This is a genomic window from Rhizobium phaseoli, from assembly GCF_003985125.1.
Taxonomy (GTDB): domain Bacteria; phylum Pseudomonadota; class Alphaproteobacteria; order Rhizobiales; family Rhizobiaceae; genus Rhizobium; species Rhizobium phaseoli.
In genome coordinates, this window is record NZ_ML133566.1 from 144694 (window position 1) to 165963 (window position 21270).

Here is a 21270-nt window from a genome sequence, read left to right on the forward strand (position 1 = left end):
CTACTTAAGATTACGCAATCGTGATTGCGGTGATGCGGCGTATATAAGGAGCGGTTTTCTGGACTGCAAGGCGGGAAATAGCCCGGAATCCAGCAAAACGAATGTGTTGCCTCCAATTTTGACGGCAGCCGGGAAAGCGTTCTGCCCATAGCAGGAAAGCGGTGGATTTCTGTCATGTTCTGCAACGGCGTGCGGCGGTTTTGCTGCAGAGACATGCGAGAGGCGAAGGCCCTGAACATCGCAGGCGAATCTGAAGGGTCGCGATGCAAAAATCTCACTGGCCCATGATCAGATCGAGCAACGTGGTGCGTCGCGGCTGCACCGAAGAGGTCGTCTGCGGCGTCCCGACATCGCCCGGCGGCACGACGTTTCCATAGCCGGACCCGTCGCCTTCGGCAATGTCGGCAGGCGGAACCGGACCGTTTCCTGACGGCACAGCTTGCTGCCGCACGGGCGCCTGCGGATAGCGATTGGCATTCTCGTTGCCGCCGAAGACACCGGAAATAATGCCGCCGATCGTCGTCGGCGGCGCCTCGGCCGTGACCGGCTGCCCGCCGTCCGGTGCCGTTTGCGCCATCGGTTGGCCGTTGGGATCGCCGATCAGCTGGCCGTTGCCGAAGAGCGGCGCCGGCGAAAGACCCTTGTGGGCGGCGATCATGAATTCCTTCCAGGCCTTGGCCGGCAGGCCGCCGCCCGTTACCTTCTTCATCGGCTTGCCGTCGTCATTGCCGAACCAGACGCCGGTGGTGAGGTTGCTGGTGAAGCCGACGAAGAGCGCGTCGCGTGAATTCTGCGTCGTACCGGTCTTTCCCGCCGCCTGCCAGCCAGGGATCTTGGCGCTCTTGCCGGTGCCGTTATCGATGACGCCCATCATCATCGCATCCATCTCGGCGGCGATCTGCTCGGACAGCACACGCGGCGGGCTGTCATAGGTATTTTCGTAGAGAACCTTGCCCTCTGCGGTCGTCACCCGGCGAATGACGTGCGGCGTCGCCTTGTAGCCGCCGTTCATGAAGGCGGCATAGGAGGCGGTGAGTTCCATCAGCGACACTTCTGATGTCCCGAGCGCAATCGAGGCGTTTGGCTGCAGCTCGCTTTCAATGCCGAGCCGATGGGCAAGCTTGATCACCTGATCCGGCCCGTCATACATCACCAGCTGCGCGGCAACCGTGTTCAGCGACTTGGAAAGCGCAGTGGCGAGCGTCACTTCGCCATTGTATTTCTTCTCGTAATTTTCCGGTGTCCAGTCGCCGATGCGGATCGGCGCGTCGTTGAACACCGAAAACGGCGTCAGCCCCTTTTCCAGTGCTGCGGCATAGACGAAAGGCTTGAACGAGGATCCCGGCTGGCGCTTGGCTTTGACGGCACGGTTGAACTGGCTCGTTGCATAGTCCCTGCCGCCGACCAGCGCCCGGATGGCGCCGGTGCCGTCGATCGAGACGAGGGCTGCCTGCGAGGCGTCGAGCTTGCCGCCTTCCTTGTCGAGCACATCGACCAGCGATTGCTCGGCCTTCTTTTCCAGTGACTTGTCGATGGTCGTATCGACGATGACGTCTTCCTTGACGTCGCCGATCAGGCCCGGCAGTTCATCCATCACCATGTCGGCGACATAATGTCCGGCGCCCGACCAATAACTCTTGGCCGAAGCCGGGGTCTGCGACATCGCGGTCTTGACCTCGGAATCGGTGATGAAACCCTGTTCGCGCATCGCCGCGAGAACGAGCTGGGCGCGTGCGTTCGCGGCTTCGGCGTCGCGGGCCGGCGAAAGCCGTGACGGCGCCTTGAGCAGGCCGGCCAGCACGGCGGCTTCACCGAGATTCACGTCGCGCGCCGATTTGTTGAAGTAGCGCCTTGACGCCGCCTCGACGCCATAGGCGTTCGATCCGAAGAACACCCGGTTGAGATACATCGCAAGGATCTGGTCCTTGGTGTATTTCTGCTCCAGCCAGAGCGAGAGCAGCACTTCCTGCACCTTGCGCTCCAGGGTTCTTTCCGGAGAGAGGAAGAGGTTCTTGGCAAGCTGCTGCGTCAGCGTCGAGCCGCCCTGCACCATGTGGCCGGCCGTGAAATTGGTGACGATCGCCCGGCCGAGGCCGAGCGGATCGACGCCGAAATGCGAATAGAAGCGCCGGTCCTCGATGGCGATGACGGCTTCGGGAATATAGGGCGACATGTTTTCGAGCGACAGCGCCTCGCCGCCGGTGGCGCCGCGGTTGGCGATGACGCTGCCATCGACGGCGGTTATCTTGACGTTCGGCGGCCGCTCGGGAATCGCCCATGTGCTGGCGCTCGGCATGCGCGAACCATAATAGACGACAAGGCCGGCAACACCGATACCGGCCCAGATGAACAGCACGACGCACCAGTAGACCACACGGCGCAGAAAGCCGAAAAAGCCGCCGCCGTCACGCTCGCGCGGCTCGCGCCGCCGCTGGCGGGCGGGACGCTGGGGCGGGGGCCTGGAACCGCCGCGCCGTGTTGATCTGCTGCCGACGACGCGGTCATCGGCATCGAGCGAAAATTCGTCATCGTCGCGGGCCGGGCGGCCGCTGAAGGACGGTTCTATTCTGTCGCTTGATCTGCCTCTGCCTGCCATCGCCGACCGGTCGCATCCCCTGTTCGATCGCGAAGCCCGCTTCGCATAAAGGCGCCCCTGCAGCGCCGCGTGTCTTTCCAGACGCCCAAAGAACGCTATAGCCCTTCGAAGGGCTGCATGATTTGCCTTCAACCGCTTCCGGTTCAAGGAACGACGCAGCAGCCGACGCGATCATCCGGTTGAACTGTAATTGCGGCGATTTAACGGGGTGTTAAAGGTCGTCAAACGACGGCCTCGCCTTGCCGCTTCAATATTGGCGGGCTTCGTAATCGTCGAGCGTTTCCGGATCCTGCTTATATTCCCACTCGCCCAGATGAAAGCGGCGCCAGATCTGGCCGGAAGGGTTCAGGCTTGCCCCATCGGTCAGGCGTACGGGAAGGATGGGGTTGTATTTATGCCAAACGGTAACGTCCGTGGCGGCTGGCCGGGGGCCGAACAGCCCGAAGAGAGCCAGGTAGTCTTGCGTCATCAGGGTTCCAGCCTCGAACGGATCAAGATCGATCCGCATACTGCAAAATTGCTATAAGGAATGCGGCAAAACAAGAGCGACCTGCTGCACTCACAGCAAATTGTCGTCGATCTGGCGCGGACCAGGGCTTCCCCAGCCGCAGCCTCGCTGCCCTTGCGTCACGCGCGCTGAGGCCGGCAGGCCGCCTGCCTGTCGCAGACCGCCCTTGGCGGCCATGCGTGGCAGAAATAAAGACCAGCGACGCGTTGCACCGATCAAATGCGATTTCTGATTTAAGGAATTATGCGAGAGGGCGGAACCAATAGGCTCGACGATTGTTTAGTGAGCAGCGGGACACCCCCCTCACGTCCCGCCTATGATCGGCCGTCTCCCCTCAACGCGCGCCGATCGACATCAGGCCCGGTGCATCCCCCAAAGGAGCGCCGGGCTTTTTTCTGGCACTGCGGCGCATTGAACCCGCTCGTGCGGAAAGGGCGGCATTGTTGCCGCCCTCGATATTCAGTTGTCGCAGGACGGATCGCCCGGGCGGCAGACAAAGGGCGAGGCCCTGGGATCCGGGCGGTTGTAGGTATCGGCCTTCCCGCCCCTGAACTGCGGCAGATCGCGGAAATTCGAACTCCTGTTGTCGTCATCCCTGCGGACCTCTCTGCGGCGTTCCTCCCTGCGGTCGTCGTCGCGCCGGTCCCGGTCACGATCCCGGTATTCGCGGGCCTGGTAATCCCGATCCCGGTATTCACGGGCCTGGTAGTCCCGATCCCGATACTCGCGCGGCCGGTAATCCCGATCCCGGTAGTCGCGGTCGCGGTAATAATAGTAGGGGCCGCGGCTCCAGCGGTCACGCTCGCGATAGAAATCGCGGTGGCGGTAGTAGCGGTCCCAATAATTGCCGACGCTGAAGGTAACCATCGGAATGCCGAGCGGACGGTAATATTCGGGACCGACATAGACACGGCGTTGCTGGTAGACGGCCTGCACATACTGGCCGGAAACCCAGCCGCGGCCGCCGTAGAACTCGACGTCGCACCAGTTGACGTCGGAAAGACATCCGCGGATTTCGACGGAAGAACCGGCGGGGATGACTGCGACGGCGGGATAGCGCGTGCTCGGTCCCGCACGCATGTTGACATTCGCCGTCGAGTAACCCTCGGCGGCTTGGGCTATCGCCGGAGCCAGCACAAGCAGTGCGGCCGCGGCGATCTTGACGATGAGGTTTTTCACGCTTCTCACTCCTCGTTGGCGTGTTTTGAGCAGCGCTTGGCTGCGCTCCCTTGAGGCATATGCCATAAGGTACAAAGTTAGAGCGATCGCCGGCACTTGTTAGGGCGTCACCATTTTCTTTGTCTTTCAAAGGCTTATATTGAGGTCGCGATGAACGCAGCTTGAACGAGGGGGATTTTGTGATGGAGACGTTGCGCAAGTGTCGTTAACCGCTCGTTAACCTTTCGAAGGCAGTCTCGTTGCAATACCGCTTTCCCCTTGACCACGGATGAACTGGCACTGAGACAAGCGGATGACGAAAAGGCCGGTTTGAACCGGCCTTTTTGTTGTCACGATTTTTCGCGCTGCGTAAGACGCACCAGTCTCTCAGGCGGCAAGCGCCTGAAGAATCCGCACCCAGGAGCGGATGCCCTTGTGATAGGAGACAAGCTCGTATTTTTCGTTCGGCGAATGGATGCGGTCGTCGCTGAGGCCGAAGCCGACGAGCAGCGATTCCATGCCGAGCATCTTCTGGAAGTCGCCGACGATCGGGATCGAGCCGCCCATGCCGATGACGATGGCGGGTTTCGGCCATTCGTCGGAAAGCGCCGTCTTTGCCTTGGTCAGCAGAGGCGAGTCATAGGAGAGATGGATCGCCGGCGAGCCGCCATGCGGATGGAATTCCACCGAGCAGTCGGCCGGAATTTTCGACCTGATATAGCTGCGGAAAGCCTCGCGGATGGCGGTCGGCTCCTGAGTGCCGACGAGCCGGAACGAAACCTTTGCCGAGGCCTTGGCGGCGATCACCGTCTTGAAGCCTTCGCCGATATATCCGCCCCAGATGCCGTTGATCTCCGCAGTCGGCCGCGCCCAGGTCAGTTCCAGCACCGACCGGCCCTTCTCGCCGGAGGGAATGGAGAGGCCGACTTCGCCGAGGAAGGTTTCCGCGGTCTTGCCGAGCGTCTCCCAGGATGCCTTGATGTTGTCGGGCGTTTCCTCGACGCCGTCATAGAAGCCGTCGAGCGTGATCCGCCCCGTCTCGTCATGCAGGCCGGCAAGCGCCTCGACGAGAATGTGAATCGGATTTGCCGCTGCACCCCCGAACAGGCCGGAATGCAGGTCGCGGTCGGCGGCGGTGACGACCACCTCCTCGCCGACGAGGCCGCGCAGTGCCGCGGCGATTGCCGGCGTGTCGCGGTCCCACATGCCGGTATCGCAGACAAGCGCATAATCGGCCTTCAACTCGGCGGCATTGGCTTCGAGGAAAGGTTTCAGCGACGGCGAGCCCGATTCTTCCTCGCCCTCGAAGAGAATGGTGATGCGGCAGGGAAGGGCGCCGTTGATCTCCTTATAGGCACGGCAGGCTTCGACGAAGGTCATCAGCTGGCCCTTGTCATCCGATGTGCCGCGGCCGGTCAGAATCTTGCGGCCCTCGCCGATATCCTTGATCGACGGCTCGAACGGATCGTTTTCCCAGAGCTCGATCGGATCGACCGGCTGCACGTCGTAATGGCCGTAGAACAGAAGATGCGGCGCATCAGCGGAGGCCCCGGCATGGTGGGCGACCACCATCGGATGGCCGGGCGTGTCACGCACCGAAGCCTCGAAGCCGATGCCCTGGAGATAGGCGACCAGCCATTCGGCGGCTTTCCGGCATTCTGCCTTGAAGGCCGGATCGGTGGAAATCGACTGGATGCGCAGAAGCTCGAACAGCTTTTCCAGACTTGAGGAAAGGTTCTGATCCGCGCGTGCAAGCACCTGTTGTACATCCGTCATTTTCGACTCCTTTTTGAAATTTGGCCGGACGATAGACCAAACCAGCAGGGCAGGCGAGGCGGAAAAAGCAAAACCGGGTGTGACGGACTGGCCAGCTCTGGATCAGCGTCGGGAAGATTTGTCAGATTGTATAGAAGAACATCCTAATTCAATTTACAGTTATTTAGGACAACCAAACTAGCCTGACCGAATACAGCTATACGAGGGGTGAGATGTTTTCGGTCATTACTTGTATTCGCGACGATCACGATTGGCGGCTGGTGCTCGCGGCGGGCGTGGTCTGCCTGATCGGCGCAATGGCAGCGATGCTGCCGCTTTCCCGCGCCCAGGAATGCGATGCCGGGCGTCGCAAGCTTTGGATCGGCGCGTCGGCATTCGCGTTCGGCACCGGCGTCTGGGCAACCCATTTCATCGCGATGCTGGCCTATGACGGCGGCATGCCGATCAGCTACCAGCTGGGCCTGACGGCGCTTTCCTTCCTCTTGTCTGTGGTCGGTTCGTGGGCGGCGATCCTCGTCGCTTCGCGAAGCCGGGGCAGGTTTTCGTCCATCCAGGGCGGTGTGCTGATGGCGCTCGGCATCGCCGCGATGCACCTCACCGGCATGCAGGCGATCGAGACACAGGCGGAAATCCTCTACGATCCGTATATGACCGTGGCTGCGGTTGTCGCGGGGGCGCTGCTGTCGAGCATTGCCTTCCACGCCTTCTTCCAATTGAAGGGACTGAGACGGCTCCTCGCCTCCTCGATCACCTTCGTCCTTGCGATCTGCGCACTCCACTTCATTTCGATGGCCAGCATCACGCTCGTGCCCGATCCCGGCAAAGAGGTTCCGGCAACGGTGCTGGATACCAGCCTGCTGGCAACGATCGTCGTGGTGGCGGCCACGGCTCTCATTCTGATCGCGATTGCCGTGGCCTTTGTCGAAAGCCACCTGACGGATCTGAGGGGACTCGCAAATGCGTCGCAGGAAGGATTGCTGATCCTGCGGGAAGGCAGAATTATCGATACCAATGAACGCTTTCAGGGACTTTCCGGCTGGAAGCTTGCCGATCTCTCGGGCAAGGCGCCCTCCGTTGTCTTAACCGCCGTCCAGGGACAGAACAGGCCCGGCGAGACGCTGCTCAACACCAGGAACGGCAGGGAGATCGCCGTCGAAGTGAACACGAGCAGGATCGTCTATCGCGGCCACAACTGCGACGTGCTGGCGGTGCGCGATCTCACCGAGCGCCGGCAGGCCGAGGAGATCATCGAGCACCTCGCCCACCACGATGTTCTCACCGACCTTCCAAACCGGTCGTTGTTCGATAAGCGCATCCGTCAGGCGCTGCAGATGGCCAAGGGAAAGAACAGCGAGGTTGCCCTCTTCTATATCGATCTCGATCGCTTCAAGACCGTCAACGATATTTTCGGCCACGCCGAGGGCGACCGCATTCTTTGCAAAGTCGCTGCAATCCTGCGTCGCGTGGCCGATGAACGCGATACGATCGCCCGTCTCGGCGGCGATGAGTTTGCCATTATTCAGTCCGCCGGACAGCAACCGGCGGCGGCGCAGAAGCTCGCAGCCGCGATCCTCGACGAATTCGCCGCCGAGATGGATATGGCGCGCGACCCGACCGCTGTCGGCGTCAGCCTCGGCATCGCTCTTTATCCGGCCGACGGAAGCGATCCGGACGAGATCTGCAACAACGCCGATATCGCACTCTATCGGGTCAAGCACGGCGGCCGCGGCAAAGCCTGTTTCTTCAATGCGGAAATGGACGAGGCCACGCGAGCCCGCCGCCAGATCGAAAGCGAACTGCGCCACGCCATCACCCGCAATCAGATCCATGTCAGCTATCAGCCGGTTCTCGATGCACAGAGCGGCGAGATCAGCGGTTACGAGGCCTTGATGCGCTGGAACCGGCCGGGCCATGGCCTGAGCGAGCCGGATATCTTTATTCCGATCGCCGAGGAAAGCGGGTCGATCGTCCAGCTCGGCGAATGGGTGCTGCACCAGGCCTGCAAGGAGGCTGCTCGCTGGCCGCAACCGCTGAGGATCGCCGTCAATGTTTCGCCGGTGCAGTTCATGCTGCCAAACCTCTGCGAGCGGATCGAGGCTATCCTCAAGGAAACGGAGCTTGCGCCCGCCCGGCTGGAAATCGAGATCACCGAGGCCGCTCTCATCCGTGATCGCGACCGGGTGATGGCCACGCTGCAGCGTCTGCGCTGTCTGGGTGTCCACATCGTCATGGACGACTTCGGCACCGGCTTCTCCTCGCTTTCCAACCTGCGAACCTTCCCTTTCGACAAGATCAAGGTCGACCGCAGCTTCACCGGCATGCTGGAGCATGACGCGGCGGCGCGCTCGATCGTGCGCGCGATCATCGGCCTCGGTCACAGCCTCGGCATGCCTGTGGTGACGGAGGGCGTCGAAACCGAGGCGCAGCGCCAGATCGCCGTCGAAGAAGGCTGTGCGCAGGTCCAGGGGTTTTTGCTCGGCAGACCGGATGTCGAGCCGAGCATCAAGCTCGCTGCCCGCGAAAGCTTCCTGGCCTCGACAGCCCAAACGGACGACCCGTCGATACCGGGGCGGCGACCCGCCCGTCTTGCCGGCGAGTAATGCCGGTCAGAGCGCCTTGGCGTTCTCCAGCAGCCGGCGGATATATTCGAGCGTCAGCTCGCGCTCGAAAGTCCGAAAGCCCTTAAACAGCGCGAGGTCGGCCTCGCGCGCGCTTTCGATTGCCTCTGCTTCCATGGCGCGCGCCTTCGGCGTCAGGAAGATTAGTTGCGCCCGCTTGTCGGATGGATGCGGCCGGCGTTCGATCAGCCCGTCGCGAACCATGCGCGACAGCGTATTGGCCATGGTCGCCTGCTCGATATCGACCCGCTCGAGAAGCTGTTTCTGGGTCAGGCCGTCTTCGCCCCAGAGTTCCAGCAGAATGGGAAACTGACCCGGAGAAAAACCGAGCCCGACCGCGCGCCGGTGTAGCGAGCGGGCAAAACCCTTCGCCAGCTGACTGGCAAGGTAAGCTCCCGAATCCATGCGGTTAAATCCCATGATTGCAAGTTAGGCTCAAAACCATGCCGGAGACAATGCAGCAAATCGCATAGGACGCTCCAAAAAATGCAGGCTCCGCCCATTGTTTCCAGTGCTGGAAAAACAAAAGTCGCCATGGCCTGGAGGTTGGCCATGGCGACCTTAAAATGGGGACAAAGGCCCGGAGAGGGGGATAAGGCCTTTGTCCAAGCCTGATGCGGCGGGGGACAAGCCGGTGATCAGACCCTCGGCACGATCAAGCGCCGGTGACATGGATTTGTAACTGCGAATGTGGTTTTTCAAGGGTCACACCACGTTACAAATCGGTAACAGTTTGGTGAGCAGGACTGCCCTCTGCGGAATTCCTTGAAGCTGACGCCATTATCTCTTGGCGCGCCGAACTTTATATGGACCTCGTTCCGAGCCCGCGCTATCCATGCACGCATGAAAAAAGGCGATCACCTCTTCCTAGTCGACGGTTCCGGATTCATCTTTCGGGCGTTTCATGCATTGCCGCCGCTGACGCGCAAGACGGATGGTCTGCCGGTCGGCGCCGTTTCCGGTTTTTGCAACATGCTGTGGAAACTCTTGAGGGACGCGCGCAATACCGATGTCGGGGTGACGCCGACCCATCTTGCCGTCATCTTCGATTATTCCGCCAAGACATTCCGCAAGGATCTCTACGACGCTTACAAGGCGAATCGTTCGGCCCCGCCCGAAGAGCTCGTCCCGCAATTCGGGCTCATCCGCGAGGCAACCCGCGCCTTCAATCTGCCCTGCATCGAAACGGAAGGCTTCGAAGCCGACGACATCATCGCCACCTATGCCCGCCAGGCCGAAGCCGTGGGTGCCGATGTCACCATCGTCTCCTCCGACAAGGATCTGATGCAGCTCGTCACTCCGAACGTCCACATGTACGACAGCATGAAGGACAAGCAGATCGGCATTCCCGACGTGATCGAGAAATGGGGCGTGCCGCCGGAAAAGATGATCGACCTGCAGGCTATGACCGGCGACTCGGTCGACAACGTGCCCGGCATTCCCGGTATCGGCCCGAAAACCGCTGCCCAGCTCCTTGAGGAATACGGCGATCTCGACACGCTGCTCGAACGCGCCACCGAGATCAAGCAGGTCAAGCGCCGCGAGACGATCCTTGCCAACATCGAGATGGCGAGGCTTTCCCGCGACCTCGTGCGGCTGCGCACCGACGTGCCGCTCGATCTCGATCTCGACGCGCTGGTGCTGGAGCCGCAGAACGGTCCGAAGCTGATCGGCTTTCTCAAGACGATGGAGTTCACGACGCTGACGCGGCGGGTCGCGGAAGTCTGCGATTGCGATGCGAGCGCCATCGAACCGGCGGTCGTCCGCATCGAATGGGGTGACGCCGCCCATGGTCCCGATCTCGATGCGGCCGAGCCGGCGCCCGTCGCCGGCGGCATTCCCGAGGTTTCAGGGCAATCCGTGCCTGTGCCGCCGCGTGCGAAGGCTGGCGTCGAAGGCGCCTTTTCGCCTGCCGATCTTGCCAAGGCGCGGGCCGAGGCCTTTGCGGCGCTGCCCTTCGATCATTCCGCCTATGTGATGATCCGTGATCTTGCCACGCTCGACCGATGGATCGCCGATGCGCGCGACACCGGTCTCGTGGCTTTCGATACCGAGACCACCTCGCTTGACGCCATGCAGGCCGAGCTCGTCGGCTTCTCGATGGCGATCGCCGACAACGTCGCCGATCCCAGCGGCACGAAGATCCGCGCCGCCTATGTGCCGCTTGCCCACAAGAACGGCGTCGGCGATCTGCTCGGCGGCGGCCTTGCCGAAAATCAGGTCCCTATGCGTGATGCGCTGCCGCGGCTGAAGGCACTCCTGGAGGATGAATCGGTTCTGAAGGTCGCCCAGAATCTGAAATACGACTATCTGCTGTTGAAACGCTATGGCATCGAGACCAAGAGTTTCGACGACACGATGCTGATCTCCTATGTGCTCGACGCCGGCACCGGCGCCCATGGCATGGACCCGCTGTCGGAAAAATTCCTCGGCCATACGCCGATCCCCTATAAGGACGTGGCCGGCAGCGGCAGGGCGAACGTTACCTTCGATCTGGTCGATATCGATCGCGCCACCCATTATGCCGCCGAAGACGCCGATGTGACGCTGCGCCTCTGGCTGGTGCTGAAGCCGCGGCTGGCGGCAGCCGGGCTGACCAGCGTTTATGAACGGCTGGAGCGGCCGCTGCTGCCGGTGCTGGCGCGGATGGAAGCGCGGGGCATCACCGTCGACCGGCAGATCCTGTCGCGCCTGTCCGGCGAACTGGCTCAAGGTGCGGCGCGCCTGGAGGACGAGATCTACACGCTGGCCGGCGAGCGTTTCAATATCGGCTCGCCAAAGCAGCTCGGGGATATCCTGTTCGGCAAGATGGGTCTTGCCGGCGGCAGCAAGACGAAGACCGGGCAATGGTCGACCTCCGCCTCGGTGCTCGAGGATCTCGCCGCCGCCGGGTTCGAACTGCCGCGCAAGATCGTCGACTGGCGCCAGCTCACCAAGTTGAAATCGACCTACACGGATGCGCTTCCCGGCTATGTGCATCCGGAGACCAAGCGGGTCCACACTTCCTACTCGCTGGCCTCGACGACGACAGGCCGCCTGTCTTCCTCGGAACCGAACCTGCAGAACATTCCGGTGCGCACCACCGAAGGCCGCAAGATCCGCACCGCCTTCATCTCGACACCGGGCCACAAGCTGATTTCCGCCGATTACAGCCAGATCGAACTGCGCGTGCTTGCCCATGTGGCCGAGATCCCGCAGTTGACCAAGGCCTTCGAGGATGGCGTCGACATCCATGCGATGACCGCCTCGGAAATGTTCGGCGTGCCGGTCGAGGGCATGCCGGGCGAGGTGCGCCGCCGCGCCAAGGCGATCAATTTCGGCATCATCTACGGCATTTCGGCCTTCGGCCTTGCCAATCAGCTGTCGATCGAGCGGTCGGAAGCTGGCGACTATATTAAGAAATATTTCGAGCGTTTTCCCGGCATCCGCGACTATATGGAAAGCCGCAAGGCCATGGCGCGCGACAAAGGCTATGTCGAGACGATCTTCGGCCGGCGAATCAACTATCCCGAAATCCGCTCGTCCAATCCCTCCGTGCGCGCCTTCAACGAGCGGGCGGCGATCAACGCGCCGATCCAGGGCTCGGCCGCCGACGTCATCCGACGGGCGATGATCAAGATCGAGCCGGCGCTGGCTGAAGCCGGCCTTGCTGAGCGCGTCCGCATGCTGCTGCAGGTGCATGACGAATTGATCTTCGAAGTCGAGGATGAGGATGTCGACAAGGCGATGCCGATCATCGTCTCGGTCATGGAAAACGCCACCATGCCGGCGCTCGAAATGCGCGTGCCGCTGCGCGTCGATGCCCGCGCCGCCACCAATTGGGACGAGGCGCATTGAGCGCCTCCCCAAAACGCAAAAAGATTTTTCCGTTTTACGCAACTCATTGAAATCATAACGGTTCGCCTCTGGGCGCTGTATCGGAACGATGCGGCTGGAAGGAACTTATTAACCTTCCTTTTCTATCCCGGTAGGGTCGTAATTTGTTAGGCATGAGTGAGTAGCGGACGCATGCGTTTTCCCAGAACCAATTTGACGGATGCCGCAGATTTTTCCAGCGGGCTTGAAACGGAGCTTGCGGAGGAAAATCCCGGCGAAAGGCCGCCGGCGCCGATCTGGCAGAGCAACTTCTCGCTCGCGCCGAATGTTCGTTTCACCCGCACCCCGGAAACGCTGATCAGCCGGCGCCGTCCGCCGAACGAGCCCGTTCACGACGAGCCGCAGCTCGAGCAGCAGGCGATACGGATCGAACCGGTCGCCGTCGATGTGCCTTTCGACATCTATCTGCCGGAGCCGAGCGAGCTTGCCGCAGCGCCGGCTCCGATGATCGAGACGCCGCCGCCGCCGGCCCCTGGCCGGGCGGAGACGCCCGCCTTGCGCGCGGCTTCCGAATTGTCTTCGATTTCCGATTTCGCCTTCTGGGAGGTCATGGCCTTCGAAGAGGGCGAGCCGGTCCGCACACCCTCGATCGTTGTTCCGAAGATCGAGATCACGCCCGAATCAATCACCGCCCTGTTCCGCATCATGGAATGGCGTCCTGGCGCGCCGAAACCGGCTCCCGCCGCATCGCGCCCGATCCAGCCGCCGGCCGCAAGACCCGCAGCGGCAGCCCTGCGGCCGCCGGCCGCGCTATCCCTGGAAAAGCCGGCTCGTGCTCCGGAGCCGATCGTGCTGGCGCCTCGAGGCGCGCCCCAGGTACCCCAGACTGCGCCAATGCCGCAGGCTGCACCGGTGCTCCAGGCGGCACCGCTGCCCCAGGCTACACCGTTGCCCCAGGCTACACCGTTGCCGCAGGCGACACCGTTGCCCCAGGCGGCGCCAGCGCCCCGGCCGACGCTGCCGGTCGCCGCCGTCCTGCCGTCGCCGCGCCTGATGGCAAGGCCGGAAAGGATCGACGCCTCCGGCTATGAATTCCCGCCGCGCGCCCTGTTGCAGGAGCCGCCGGAACGGCTTGGCGAGATCATGTCGCAGGAGACGCTGGAGCAGAATGCCGGTCTCCTGGAAAGCGTGCTTGAGGATTTCGGCATCAAGGGCGAGATCATTCATGTCCGCCCCGGTCCCGTCGTCACCCTCTATGAATTCGAGCCGGCGCCCGGCGTGAAGTCATCGCGCGTCATTGGCCTCGCCGATGATATCGCCCGCTCGATGTCGGCGCTTTCGGCCCGCGTCGCCGTGGTCCCCGGCCGCAACGTCATCGGCATCGAACTGCCGAATGTCACCCGTGAGACTGTCTATTTCCGCGAGATGATCGAGAGCCAGGATTTCGACAAGAGCGGCTATAAGCTGGCGCTCGGCCTCGGCAAGACCATCGGCGGTGAACCCGTGATCGCTGAGCTTGCGAAGATGCCGCATCTGCTCGTCGCCGGCACCACCGGCTCGGGAAAATCGGTCGCCATCAACACGATGATCCTGTCGCTGCTCTACCGCATGACGCCGGAACAGTGCCGGCTGATCATGGTCGACCCGAAGATGCTCGAACTCTCCGTCTATGACGGCATCCCGCATCTGCTGACGCCGGTCGTCACCGATCCGAAGAAGGCGGTCATGGCGCTGAAATGGGCCGTGCGCGAGATGGAGGAGCGTTATCGCAAAATGTCGCGCCTCGGCGTGCGCAACATCGACGGCTATAACGGCCGCGTCTGCCAGGCGCGCGAAAAGGGCGAGACCATCCATATCATGGTCCAGACCGGCTTCGACAAGGGAACCGGCGCGCCGATCGAGGAGCAGCAGGAGCTGGATCTCGCGCCGATGCCCTATATCGTCGTCATCGTCGACGAGATGGCCGACCTGATGATGGTCGCCGGCAAGGAGATCGAAGGCGCGATCCAGCGTCTGGCGCAGATGGCGCGTGCCGCCGGCATCCATCTGATCATGGCGACCCAGCGTCCGTCCGTCGATGTTATCACCGGCACGATCAAGGCAAACTTCCCGACCCGCATCTCCTTCCAGGTCACCTCGAAGATCGACAGCCGCACCATCCTTGGCGAACAGGGCGCCGAGCAGTTGCTCGGCCAAGGCGATATGCTGCACATGCAGGGCGGCGGCAGGATTGCCCGCGTGCACGGTCCCTTCGTTTCGGATGCCGAGGTCGAGAAGGTCGTTGCCCATCTGAAGACGCAAGGGCGTCCTGAATATCTCGACACCGTCACCGCCGACGAAGAGGAAGAGCCGGAAGAGGAAGAGGCCGGCGCCGTGTTCGACAAGAGCGCCATGGCCTCCGAGGATGGCAACGAGCTCTACGAGCAGGCAGTCAAGGTCGTCATGCGCGACAAGAAGTGCTCGACCTCCTACATCCAGCGCCGCCTCGGCATCGGCTATAACCGCGCCGCTTCACTGGTCGAACGCATGGAAAAGGAAGGCCTCGTCGGCCCGGCCAATCATGTCGGCAAGCGCGAGATCGTATCGGGGCGGGGCGACGGCGAGTAACCGGAGCCGTCGGCGCCTCGAAAGACGTACGGCTTTGGCCTCAGGATGGGGCCGCAGACCGGGCGGTGCGTTTGTGCACCACAGCGAGCAGGCCTCCGAGAAAGATCGTCCCGACGATAAACAGAAATGCTGCGGCCACGATGGCCGGGCTGATGTTTTCGCGAATCGACGAGAACATCTGGCGCGCAAGCGTCAACTGGTTTGGTCCAGCGACAAACAGCGTCAGCACGACTTCATCCAGCGATGTCGCAAAGGCAAGCACCGCGCCTGAGAGTACGCCGGGCATGGCGAGCGGCAGCGTCACTTTCCAGAAGACTTTTGCCGGAGAAGCCCCGAGGCTCGCGGCCGCACGCTCGGTCCGATAGTCGATGCCCTCGAGCGAGGCGGTGATGCTGACCAGCACAAAGGGCACGGCGACAACCGTATGCGCCACGATGACGGCCGCAAAAGTGTTGGGAAATCCGAGGCCGGCAAACAGGATCTGCAGCCCGACGCCGAGCACTACGGCGGGAACGACCATCGGCAGGAGGAATATCGTCCTCAGCGCCGCGGCAAAAACAACGCGCCGGCGCAGCGCCAGTGCGGCCAGAATGCCGAGCAGGGTTGAAAGCACGGTGGTCCCCGCCCCGATCAGCAAGCTGTTGACGATGGACCGTCGCCAGGCGTCCTCGGTAGCCAGTTCCGCAAACCAGCGAGTCGAAAAAGACGGAATGGGGTAGGCCAGGAAACTGCTGGAGGTAAATGCGATCGGAAGGATCGCCAAAAGCGGAGCCAGCAGAAAAATGACCGTTGCCGCGCCGAACAGAAATTTTAGCAACCGAATTGTCATGTCATGCCCCCGTCGTCTTCATGGAAAGCCGGCCGTAAATGCCGTAGAGCACGATTGTCACGGCGAGCAGCACCATGCCGAGCGCACCGGCCATGCCCCAATTGGCGGAGCCCGTGGCGTAGAAGGCGATCACCGAACTGACCATCTGGTCTTTCGGCCCGCCGATGAGCGCCGGCGTGATGTAGTAACCGAGCGCTGCCATGAACACGAGCAGTCCGCCCGAGGCGATGCCGCGGAGCGCCAGCGGCAACAGGATATGCAGAAAGGCCCGGATCGGCCGCGCGCCGAGAGAGGCTGCCGCCGGCATGAGATTTCGCGGGATCGCGATGAGGACGCTGTAGATCGGCAGAACCATGAAGGGCAGCAACACATGCGTCATGGCGATGACGACACCCGTCCGGTTGAAAAGAAGCGGCAGGGGACCGCTGAGGAGACCGAGCGACACGAGAAGGGAGTTGATGAGCCCCTTGTCCTGAAGGAGGACGTACCAGGCCGCGGTGCGCACCAGCAGCGATGTCCACAATGGCAGGAGCACCGCGGCAAGGAGGAGCTGCCGCCGCCAGCCGCTCGCGGCGGCGGCCAGCATCGCGTAAGGCAGGCCGATGAGACAGGTCGCCAGGGTCACGACGGCGGCCACCGCGAATGTTCTCAGAAGAATCGCCTGATTGGCCGACTCTCCGGCCGGCATCGCCACGATCGTGCCCGACGCGTCATGCTGAAGATCGACTGCGGCAAGCAGGTTGCGATCGGTGTAGGGCTCGGTGGCTTCGGCGATCGCCCGCCAGAAGGCAGCGTCGTTCCACCGGGTGTCCACCTCTCGAAGGTCTATCGGCCCGGTGCTATCTCTCACGGCTGCGACGGTCTTTCGCATCAATGTGCGGAAACCCGGCTGGGCGCTGTTCAGCCGTCGCACCACCTCTCCCAGATTCTGGTCGTCGTCGAGCGATTTCAGGTCGTCGACAAGGGCTGTTCGCATTTCGTCGGAGGGTTCGGAGGTCAGGTTCCAGGCCGAGACCGCAGCTGTCGTCCGCGGCAGGTTTTTGCTGACGACCGGATCGGACACCGCCTGTTGCAGCACGGTCAGAAGCGGCCAGATGAAGAAGACGCCCAGGAACAGGGTCAGGGGAAGGACGAGGGCAAAGGTGCCGGTATGTCGACGGAAAGCATTCATGCCGCGATCACCCAGCAGTCATCCGGCGTGAAGTGCGCCACCACATCGGCTCCGACCGGCCACTCCGCCGATCGCATGTCGGTCCGGACCACGAAGCGGAAGGCATCCTCATCGAGCTGAACCCGCAAATGGTCGCCCTGATAGACGCTATCGAGTATTTTTGCCGGCAGGGCGTTCGCCGCCGCGCCGATGCCGCGAGCCGCCAAGGAAATGCGCTCGGGGCGAACCGAGATATGGACACGGCTGCCGACGGCGAGGGAATTACTGCCAGGCACGATCACATGCCGTCCGTCGGCGATCTCGACCGAAGTGCCGGCCGTGCCCGTCATCTTGACCGTTCCTTCTATCAGATTGGTTTCGCCGATGAATTCGGCGACGACGCGTGTCTGCGGGCGGTCGTAGATTTCACGCGGCGAACCGATCTGCTCGATATTGCCATGGTTGAAGACCGCAATCCGGTCCGACATGGTCAGCGCCTCGGATTGATCATGGGTCACGAACACCACGGTCAGCTCCAGGCGCTTGTGAAGGGCGCGGATGTCGAGTTGCATCTGTTCGCGCAATTGTTTGTCGAGTGCCCCGAGCGGCTCGTCCATCAGCACCACCGTCGGCTCGAACACCAGGGAGCGGGCAAGCGCCACGCGCTGCTGCTGACCGCCCGAAAGCTGGGCGGGCTTGCGGCCGCTCATGGCCGATAGCTGCACCATCTCAAGGGCGCGTTTCACACGCTCTTCGATCTCGCTGCGACCGACACCGCGCATCCTGAGAGGAAAGGCGATGTTGTCGGCGATCGACATATGCGGAAAGAGCGCATAGTTCTGGAAGACGACACCCATTTCGCGCCGATGCGGAGGCAGATGGTCGATGCGGCGGCCGTCGAGAAAAATGCCGCCGGCGGTCGGGTTTTCGAAACCGGCCAGCATCATCAGCAAAGTCGTCTTGCCTGAACCCGAAGGTCCCAGAAGGCTGACGAATTCGCCCCTCTCGATGTCGAGCGACAGGTCTTTGACGACCTGATGCAGGCCAAAGGATTTGGAGATTCTTTCAAAGCGTATGCGCGGCGCAGCCATGGTGGCCCTCCGTTCGGATAGTCGGCTCTTGGGCAGACGAAGTGACGAAGATGTGCGGAAGCCCCCACGGGTCGATCGGCAGAAGCGATCCGCGGGGGCGATATTCCGTCCGTTATTGTGCCAGCCAGGCGTCGAACCTTTTGGTCAGCGCTTCCGAATTGTCGATCCAGAAGTCCGTATCAAGGCTGACTGCTTCCTGCATGTTGGCCTGGGTGGTGGGCAAGTCGGCCAGCTGGTCCGGCGGCAAGCTCTTGCCGGCTTCCTTGTTCGGGAGGCCGTAGGCGATATATTGCGGCAGTTTTGCCTGGTTTTCCGCTTTGCTGGCGAAGGCGATGAAGTCAAAGGCCGCATCCTTGTTTTCAGCGCCCTTCAGAACGACCCAACTGTCGACGGCATAGATGCTGCCCGGCCAGACAACTTTGAACTGGCGGCCTTCCGACCGGTTGATGCCGGTGATGCGGCCATTATAGGCACTGGTCATGGCCACTTCGCCGGAAGCCAGCAGTTGCAGCGGCTGCGCGCCCGAGGTCCACCAGACAAGGTTCGGTTTCAACGCATCAAGCTTGGCGAAGGCGCGGTCGATGCCTTCCGGCGTCGCCAGGACGTCATAAACTTTGTCTGCCGGCACGCCGTCGGCCATCAGCGCGAATTCGAGCGTATATTTCGGTCCTTTGCGCAGGGCGCGCTTGCCGGGGAATTTCTTCACGTCCCAAAAATCGGCCCAGGACTTGGGGCCATCGGCAATCTTGGCACCATCATAGGCGATGGCGGTCGACCAGACGATGGCGCCGACGCCGCAATCGCTTACCGCGGAAGGCAGAAACGCATCCTTGCCGCCAAGCTTGCTCCAGTCCACCTTCTCAAAAAGCCCGTCGGCGCAGCCGAGCGAGAGCTCGTCGGCTTCGACCTCGACGGCATCCCAGGAGGGATTCCCCGCCTTGACCTTTGCCTGAAGGACGCCGATGCCGCCGTCCCAGCCTTCGTCGAGCAGAGGCTTGCCGGCAACCTTGGAGAATGGCTTGAAATAGATCTCCCGTTGCGCATCCTGAAAATTCCCGCCCCAGGACGCTATGGTGAGATCCCGGGCCGCGCCCGGCACCGTGGTGAGCGTCAGCGATAGCAGGCTGAGAGCCGTCATCGTCGAAGTGTTCTTGAATTTCATTCGCGTTCCCCTGTTTGTTGAGCGTCCGTCTGACGCCGGTGACATCCACGATCCTTGGGATCGTTGGCAATCGCGGCCGCTCGCAAGGGATGGGCAAAGCCGGCGTTTGCAGCGGACCTTGCCGTTTGGTGTCATCTCCAAGAGGCGGAGCGGCGTGTTGCGGGCAATGCTGGCGGATGTCCGGTAGGGCGGGAAGGCGCTTTTTGTTGACCGCGGTGGGCACATGGATGCACCGCTCCCGACCAGTCTTTCCAGGCAACTGGCCGCACCGCCCCGCAAATTTGATGGTTTCGCTTGCGAAAGGCGAAAAACGCGATTGTCAGCCGGTAAGCGAGTGGTGCATCTTATGCACCACCGTGCACCACTCTTCGTTACGCCGAAATCGCCAATTCCATGGCATATGAAGGGAATACGGCATTCCGATCTTGGTTCGGCGGAACCAATTTCCGTTCTGGGAGACAGGATTGCGCAGAGGGAAATCATCGCCAGATGAACAGGAAGGCGTTCCGAAACGCGGACGTTTACCGCCGCTTTCCATGGTGCGCGCCTTCGAGGCGGTCAGCCGCCTGGGCTCGATGCGCAGAGCTGCGGACGATCTCAATCTCAGTCACACTGTCATATCCCGCCACGTCCGCAATCTTGAAGCCTGGTTTGGCACGCGGCTTGTCGATGCCGGACCGCGCGGCATCAGGCTGACGGCGGAAGGCAGGGTTTTTGCCGAAACGGTGGGGGCGGCTTTCGACCTCATTGCCAAATCCACGGCGGAACTGCGTCCGGCAGTCAACCGCACGGTCTTGCGCATCTGGTGTGTACCCGGTCTCGCAACACGGTGGCTGACCCCGCGTTTCAATCAGCTCCAGCTCGCCTTGCCCGGCATCGATTTCGTGATGCGCGCGACCGATCTCGAACCGGATTTCACCCGCTATGAGGCCGATGTCGACATCCGCTATTCCGAGGAGCCGAGGGGAAATGTCCGCTGGATCCTGTTGGAAAGGCCGCGCATGTTCCCGGTTACCAGTCCCGAATGGATCAGCAGAAACGCTCCGATACGGACCCTCGATGATCTGGTGCGCCAGCCGCTGATCCATGAGGAAAGCCGCGATCAGTGGCGGCAATGGTTTCGCAAGGCTGGCTTCGAGCACGAGGTGACCTTGAACGGCCCGCGGCTGTGGTCGGCCAACCTGACGGTCGACGCGGCGGTGGCCGGCCAAGGCATAGCACTGGCCACCCGCCTGATCGCCGCGGATGATTTACGCGCCGGCCGGCTCGTCGAACTGCTGGAAAACCGACGTCCGGCTCGGCGGCTATTATTTCGTCGGGCCGCGTGAGCGCTGGAATGAGGTGACATCGGCGCGTTTCCGAGCATGGCTGCAGCAGTCGATCGCTGAAACCACCGGAGGTCACGCCTCTCATGAAAGCGGTAATCCGAGTCGCTAAGCGTACGCTCCGATCTCACCTCCTCAAGCTTGCCAATCGCAGCGTCTCGCTGACGAACGCGGTCTTGCCGCCGGTGTAGAAATCCCAATCGCCGACTGCTTCCGCCGCCAGCCGGCGTTTCAGCTCGGCGTAGGCTGTGGCCCTTTCCGGGTGATCCCGGAGATAGTCGCGAAACAGCAGCCGCTCCCGATGGGCGCGGTTAGCGGGACCGCAGAGATAGAGCTTGAATCCGTAACCGTCGTGATCTCGGGTGAAGGCCCAGCGTTTCTCTCCCCGATCGCCGTGGAAGACGAAATTGGCAGCGCTGACTGCGTCGATCGCCATCGGCAGGACGTCGTCGGAGATCGCGACGACATCGAGGTCGATCTTCGGCTTGGCGGCGAGGCCGGGCACCGACGTGCTGCCGATATGGTCGATGGAAAGCACGAAGCTGCCGAGCAAGGCAGCGACCTCTGTGCTGATGTCGGCAAAGAGCCGCGGCCAGGAGGGATCGTAGTCGACCACGTTGATGGCGCGCATATC

General features: G+C 62.1%; 14 protein-coding genes. 4 read left to right on the plus strand and 10 right to left on the minus strand.

What is annotated here, in order from left to right; genetic code table 11:
• Positions 1–274 precede the first annotated feature (274 nt).
• From EFD56_RS03825 to EFD56_RS03840, 4 genes are all read right to left on the minus strand, one after another.
• Positions 275–2596, minus strand: a complete 2322-nt coding sequence (locus EFD56_RS03825) for a transglycosylase domain-containing protein (RefSeq protein WP_126904698.1) — start codon at positions 2594–2596, stop codon at positions 275–277.
• A 247-nt stretch (positions 2597–2843) separates the two neighbouring features.
• Positions 2844–3065: a hypothetical protein gene (locus EFD56_RS03830; protein WP_041683818.1), complete on the minus strand. Its 222-nt coding sequence runs from the start codon at positions 3063–3065 to the stop codon at positions 2844–2846.
• A 498-nt stretch (positions 3066–3563) separates the two neighbouring features.
• Positions 3564–4283 carry an SH3 domain-containing protein gene (locus tag EFD56_RS03835; RefSeq protein ID WP_126904699.1) on the minus strand — a complete coding sequence of 240 codons (720 nt, stop codon included), beginning with the start codon at positions 4281–4283 and terminating at the stop codon, positions 3564–3566.
• A gap of 366 nt (positions 4284–4649) precedes the next feature.
• Positions 4650–6038: a dipeptidase gene (locus EFD56_RS03840; protein WP_126904700.1), complete on the minus strand. Its 1389-nt coding sequence runs from the start codon at positions 6036–6038 to the stop codon at positions 4650–4652.
• 212 nt (positions 6039–6250) lie between these two features.
• Between EFD56_RS03840 and EFD56_RS03845 the strand changes: the two genes are divergently transcribed.
• Positions 6251–8638 (plus strand): bifunctional diguanylate cyclase/phosphodiesterase, encoded by a 2388-nt coding sequence (locus EFD56_RS03845; protein ID WP_126904701.1) that lies wholly within the window; start codon positions 6251–6253, stop codon positions 8636–8638.
• 6 nt (positions 8639–8644) lie between these two features.
• Here the strand turns inward: EFD56_RS03845 and EFD56_RS03850 are convergent, their stop codons facing one another.
• Positions 8645–9061, minus strand: a complete 417-nt coding sequence (locus EFD56_RS03850) for a MarR family winged helix-turn-helix transcriptional regulator (protein WP_004674042.1) — start codon at positions 9059–9061, stop codon at positions 8645–8647.
• A 438-nt stretch (positions 9062–9499) separates the two neighbouring features.
• On the opposite strand from EFD56_RS03850, the gene polA reads away from it, so the two are divergent.
• Both polA and EFD56_RS03860 read left to right on the plus strand, forming a co-directional pair.
• Complete coding sequence (polA, locus tag EFD56_RS03855; protein WP_126904702.1) at positions 9500–12493, plus strand: DNA polymerase I; 2994 nt, start codon at positions 9500–9502, stop codon at positions 12491–12493.
• Positions 12494–12664: 171 nt separating this feature from the next.
• Positions 12665–15079: a DNA translocase FtsK gene (locus EFD56_RS03860; protein WP_126904703.1), complete on the plus strand. Its 2415-nt coding sequence runs from the start codon at positions 12665–12667 to the stop codon at positions 15077–15079.
• A gap of 40 nt (positions 15080–15119) precedes the next feature.
• On the opposite strand, the gene EFD56_RS03865 is transcribed toward EFD56_RS03860, so the two are convergent.
• The 4 genes from EFD56_RS03865 to EFD56_RS03880 all read right to left on the minus strand — a co-directional run bounded on the left by EFD56_RS03865 (position 15120) and on the right by EFD56_RS03880 (position 19287).
• Positions 15120–15908, minus strand: a complete 789-nt coding sequence (locus EFD56_RS03865) for an ABC transporter permease (protein ID WP_126904704.1) — start codon at positions 15906–15908, stop codon at positions 15120–15122.
• A 1-nt stretch (position 15909) separates the two neighbouring features.
• Positions 15910–17079, minus strand: coding sequence for an ABC transporter permease (locus tag EFD56_RS03870; RefSeq protein WP_126904705.1), 1170 nt, complete (start codon positions 17077–17079; stop codon positions 15910–15912).
• The gene (locus EFD56_RS03875; RefSeq protein ID WP_126904706.1) at positions 17076–18149 is read right to left on the minus strand and encodes an ABC transporter ATP-binding protein; all 1074 of its coding nucleotides are present in this window, start codon (positions 18147–18149) and stop codon (positions 17076–17078) included. Before EFD56_RS03875 ends, EFD56_RS03870 begins: the two co-directional genes overlap by 4 nt.
• A gap of 112 nt (positions 18150–18261) precedes the next feature.
• Positions 18262–19287, minus strand: coding sequence for an ABC transporter substrate-binding protein (locus EFD56_RS03880; protein WP_245440572.1), 1026 nt, complete (start codon positions 19285–19287; stop codon positions 18262–18264).
• A gap of 488 nt (positions 19288–19775) precedes the next feature.
• Here EFD56_RS03880 and EFD56_RS03885 point away from each other — a divergent pair, with 488 nt between their 5' ends.
• Positions 19776–20639, plus strand: a complete 864-nt coding sequence (locus EFD56_RS03885; protein WP_245440569.1) for a LysR substrate-binding domain-containing protein — start codon at positions 19776–19778, stop codon at positions 20637–20639.
• A 124-nt stretch (positions 20640–20763) separates the two neighbouring features.
• Here the strand turns inward: EFD56_RS03885 and EFD56_RS03890 are convergent, their stop codons facing one another.
• The gene (locus EFD56_RS03890) at positions 20764–21267 is read right to left on the minus strand and encodes a GrpB family protein (RefSeq protein ID WP_126904708.1); all 504 of its coding nucleotides are present in this window, start codon (positions 21265–21267) and stop codon (positions 20764–20766) included.
• Between the last annotated feature and the right edge of the window lie 3 nt (positions 21268–21270).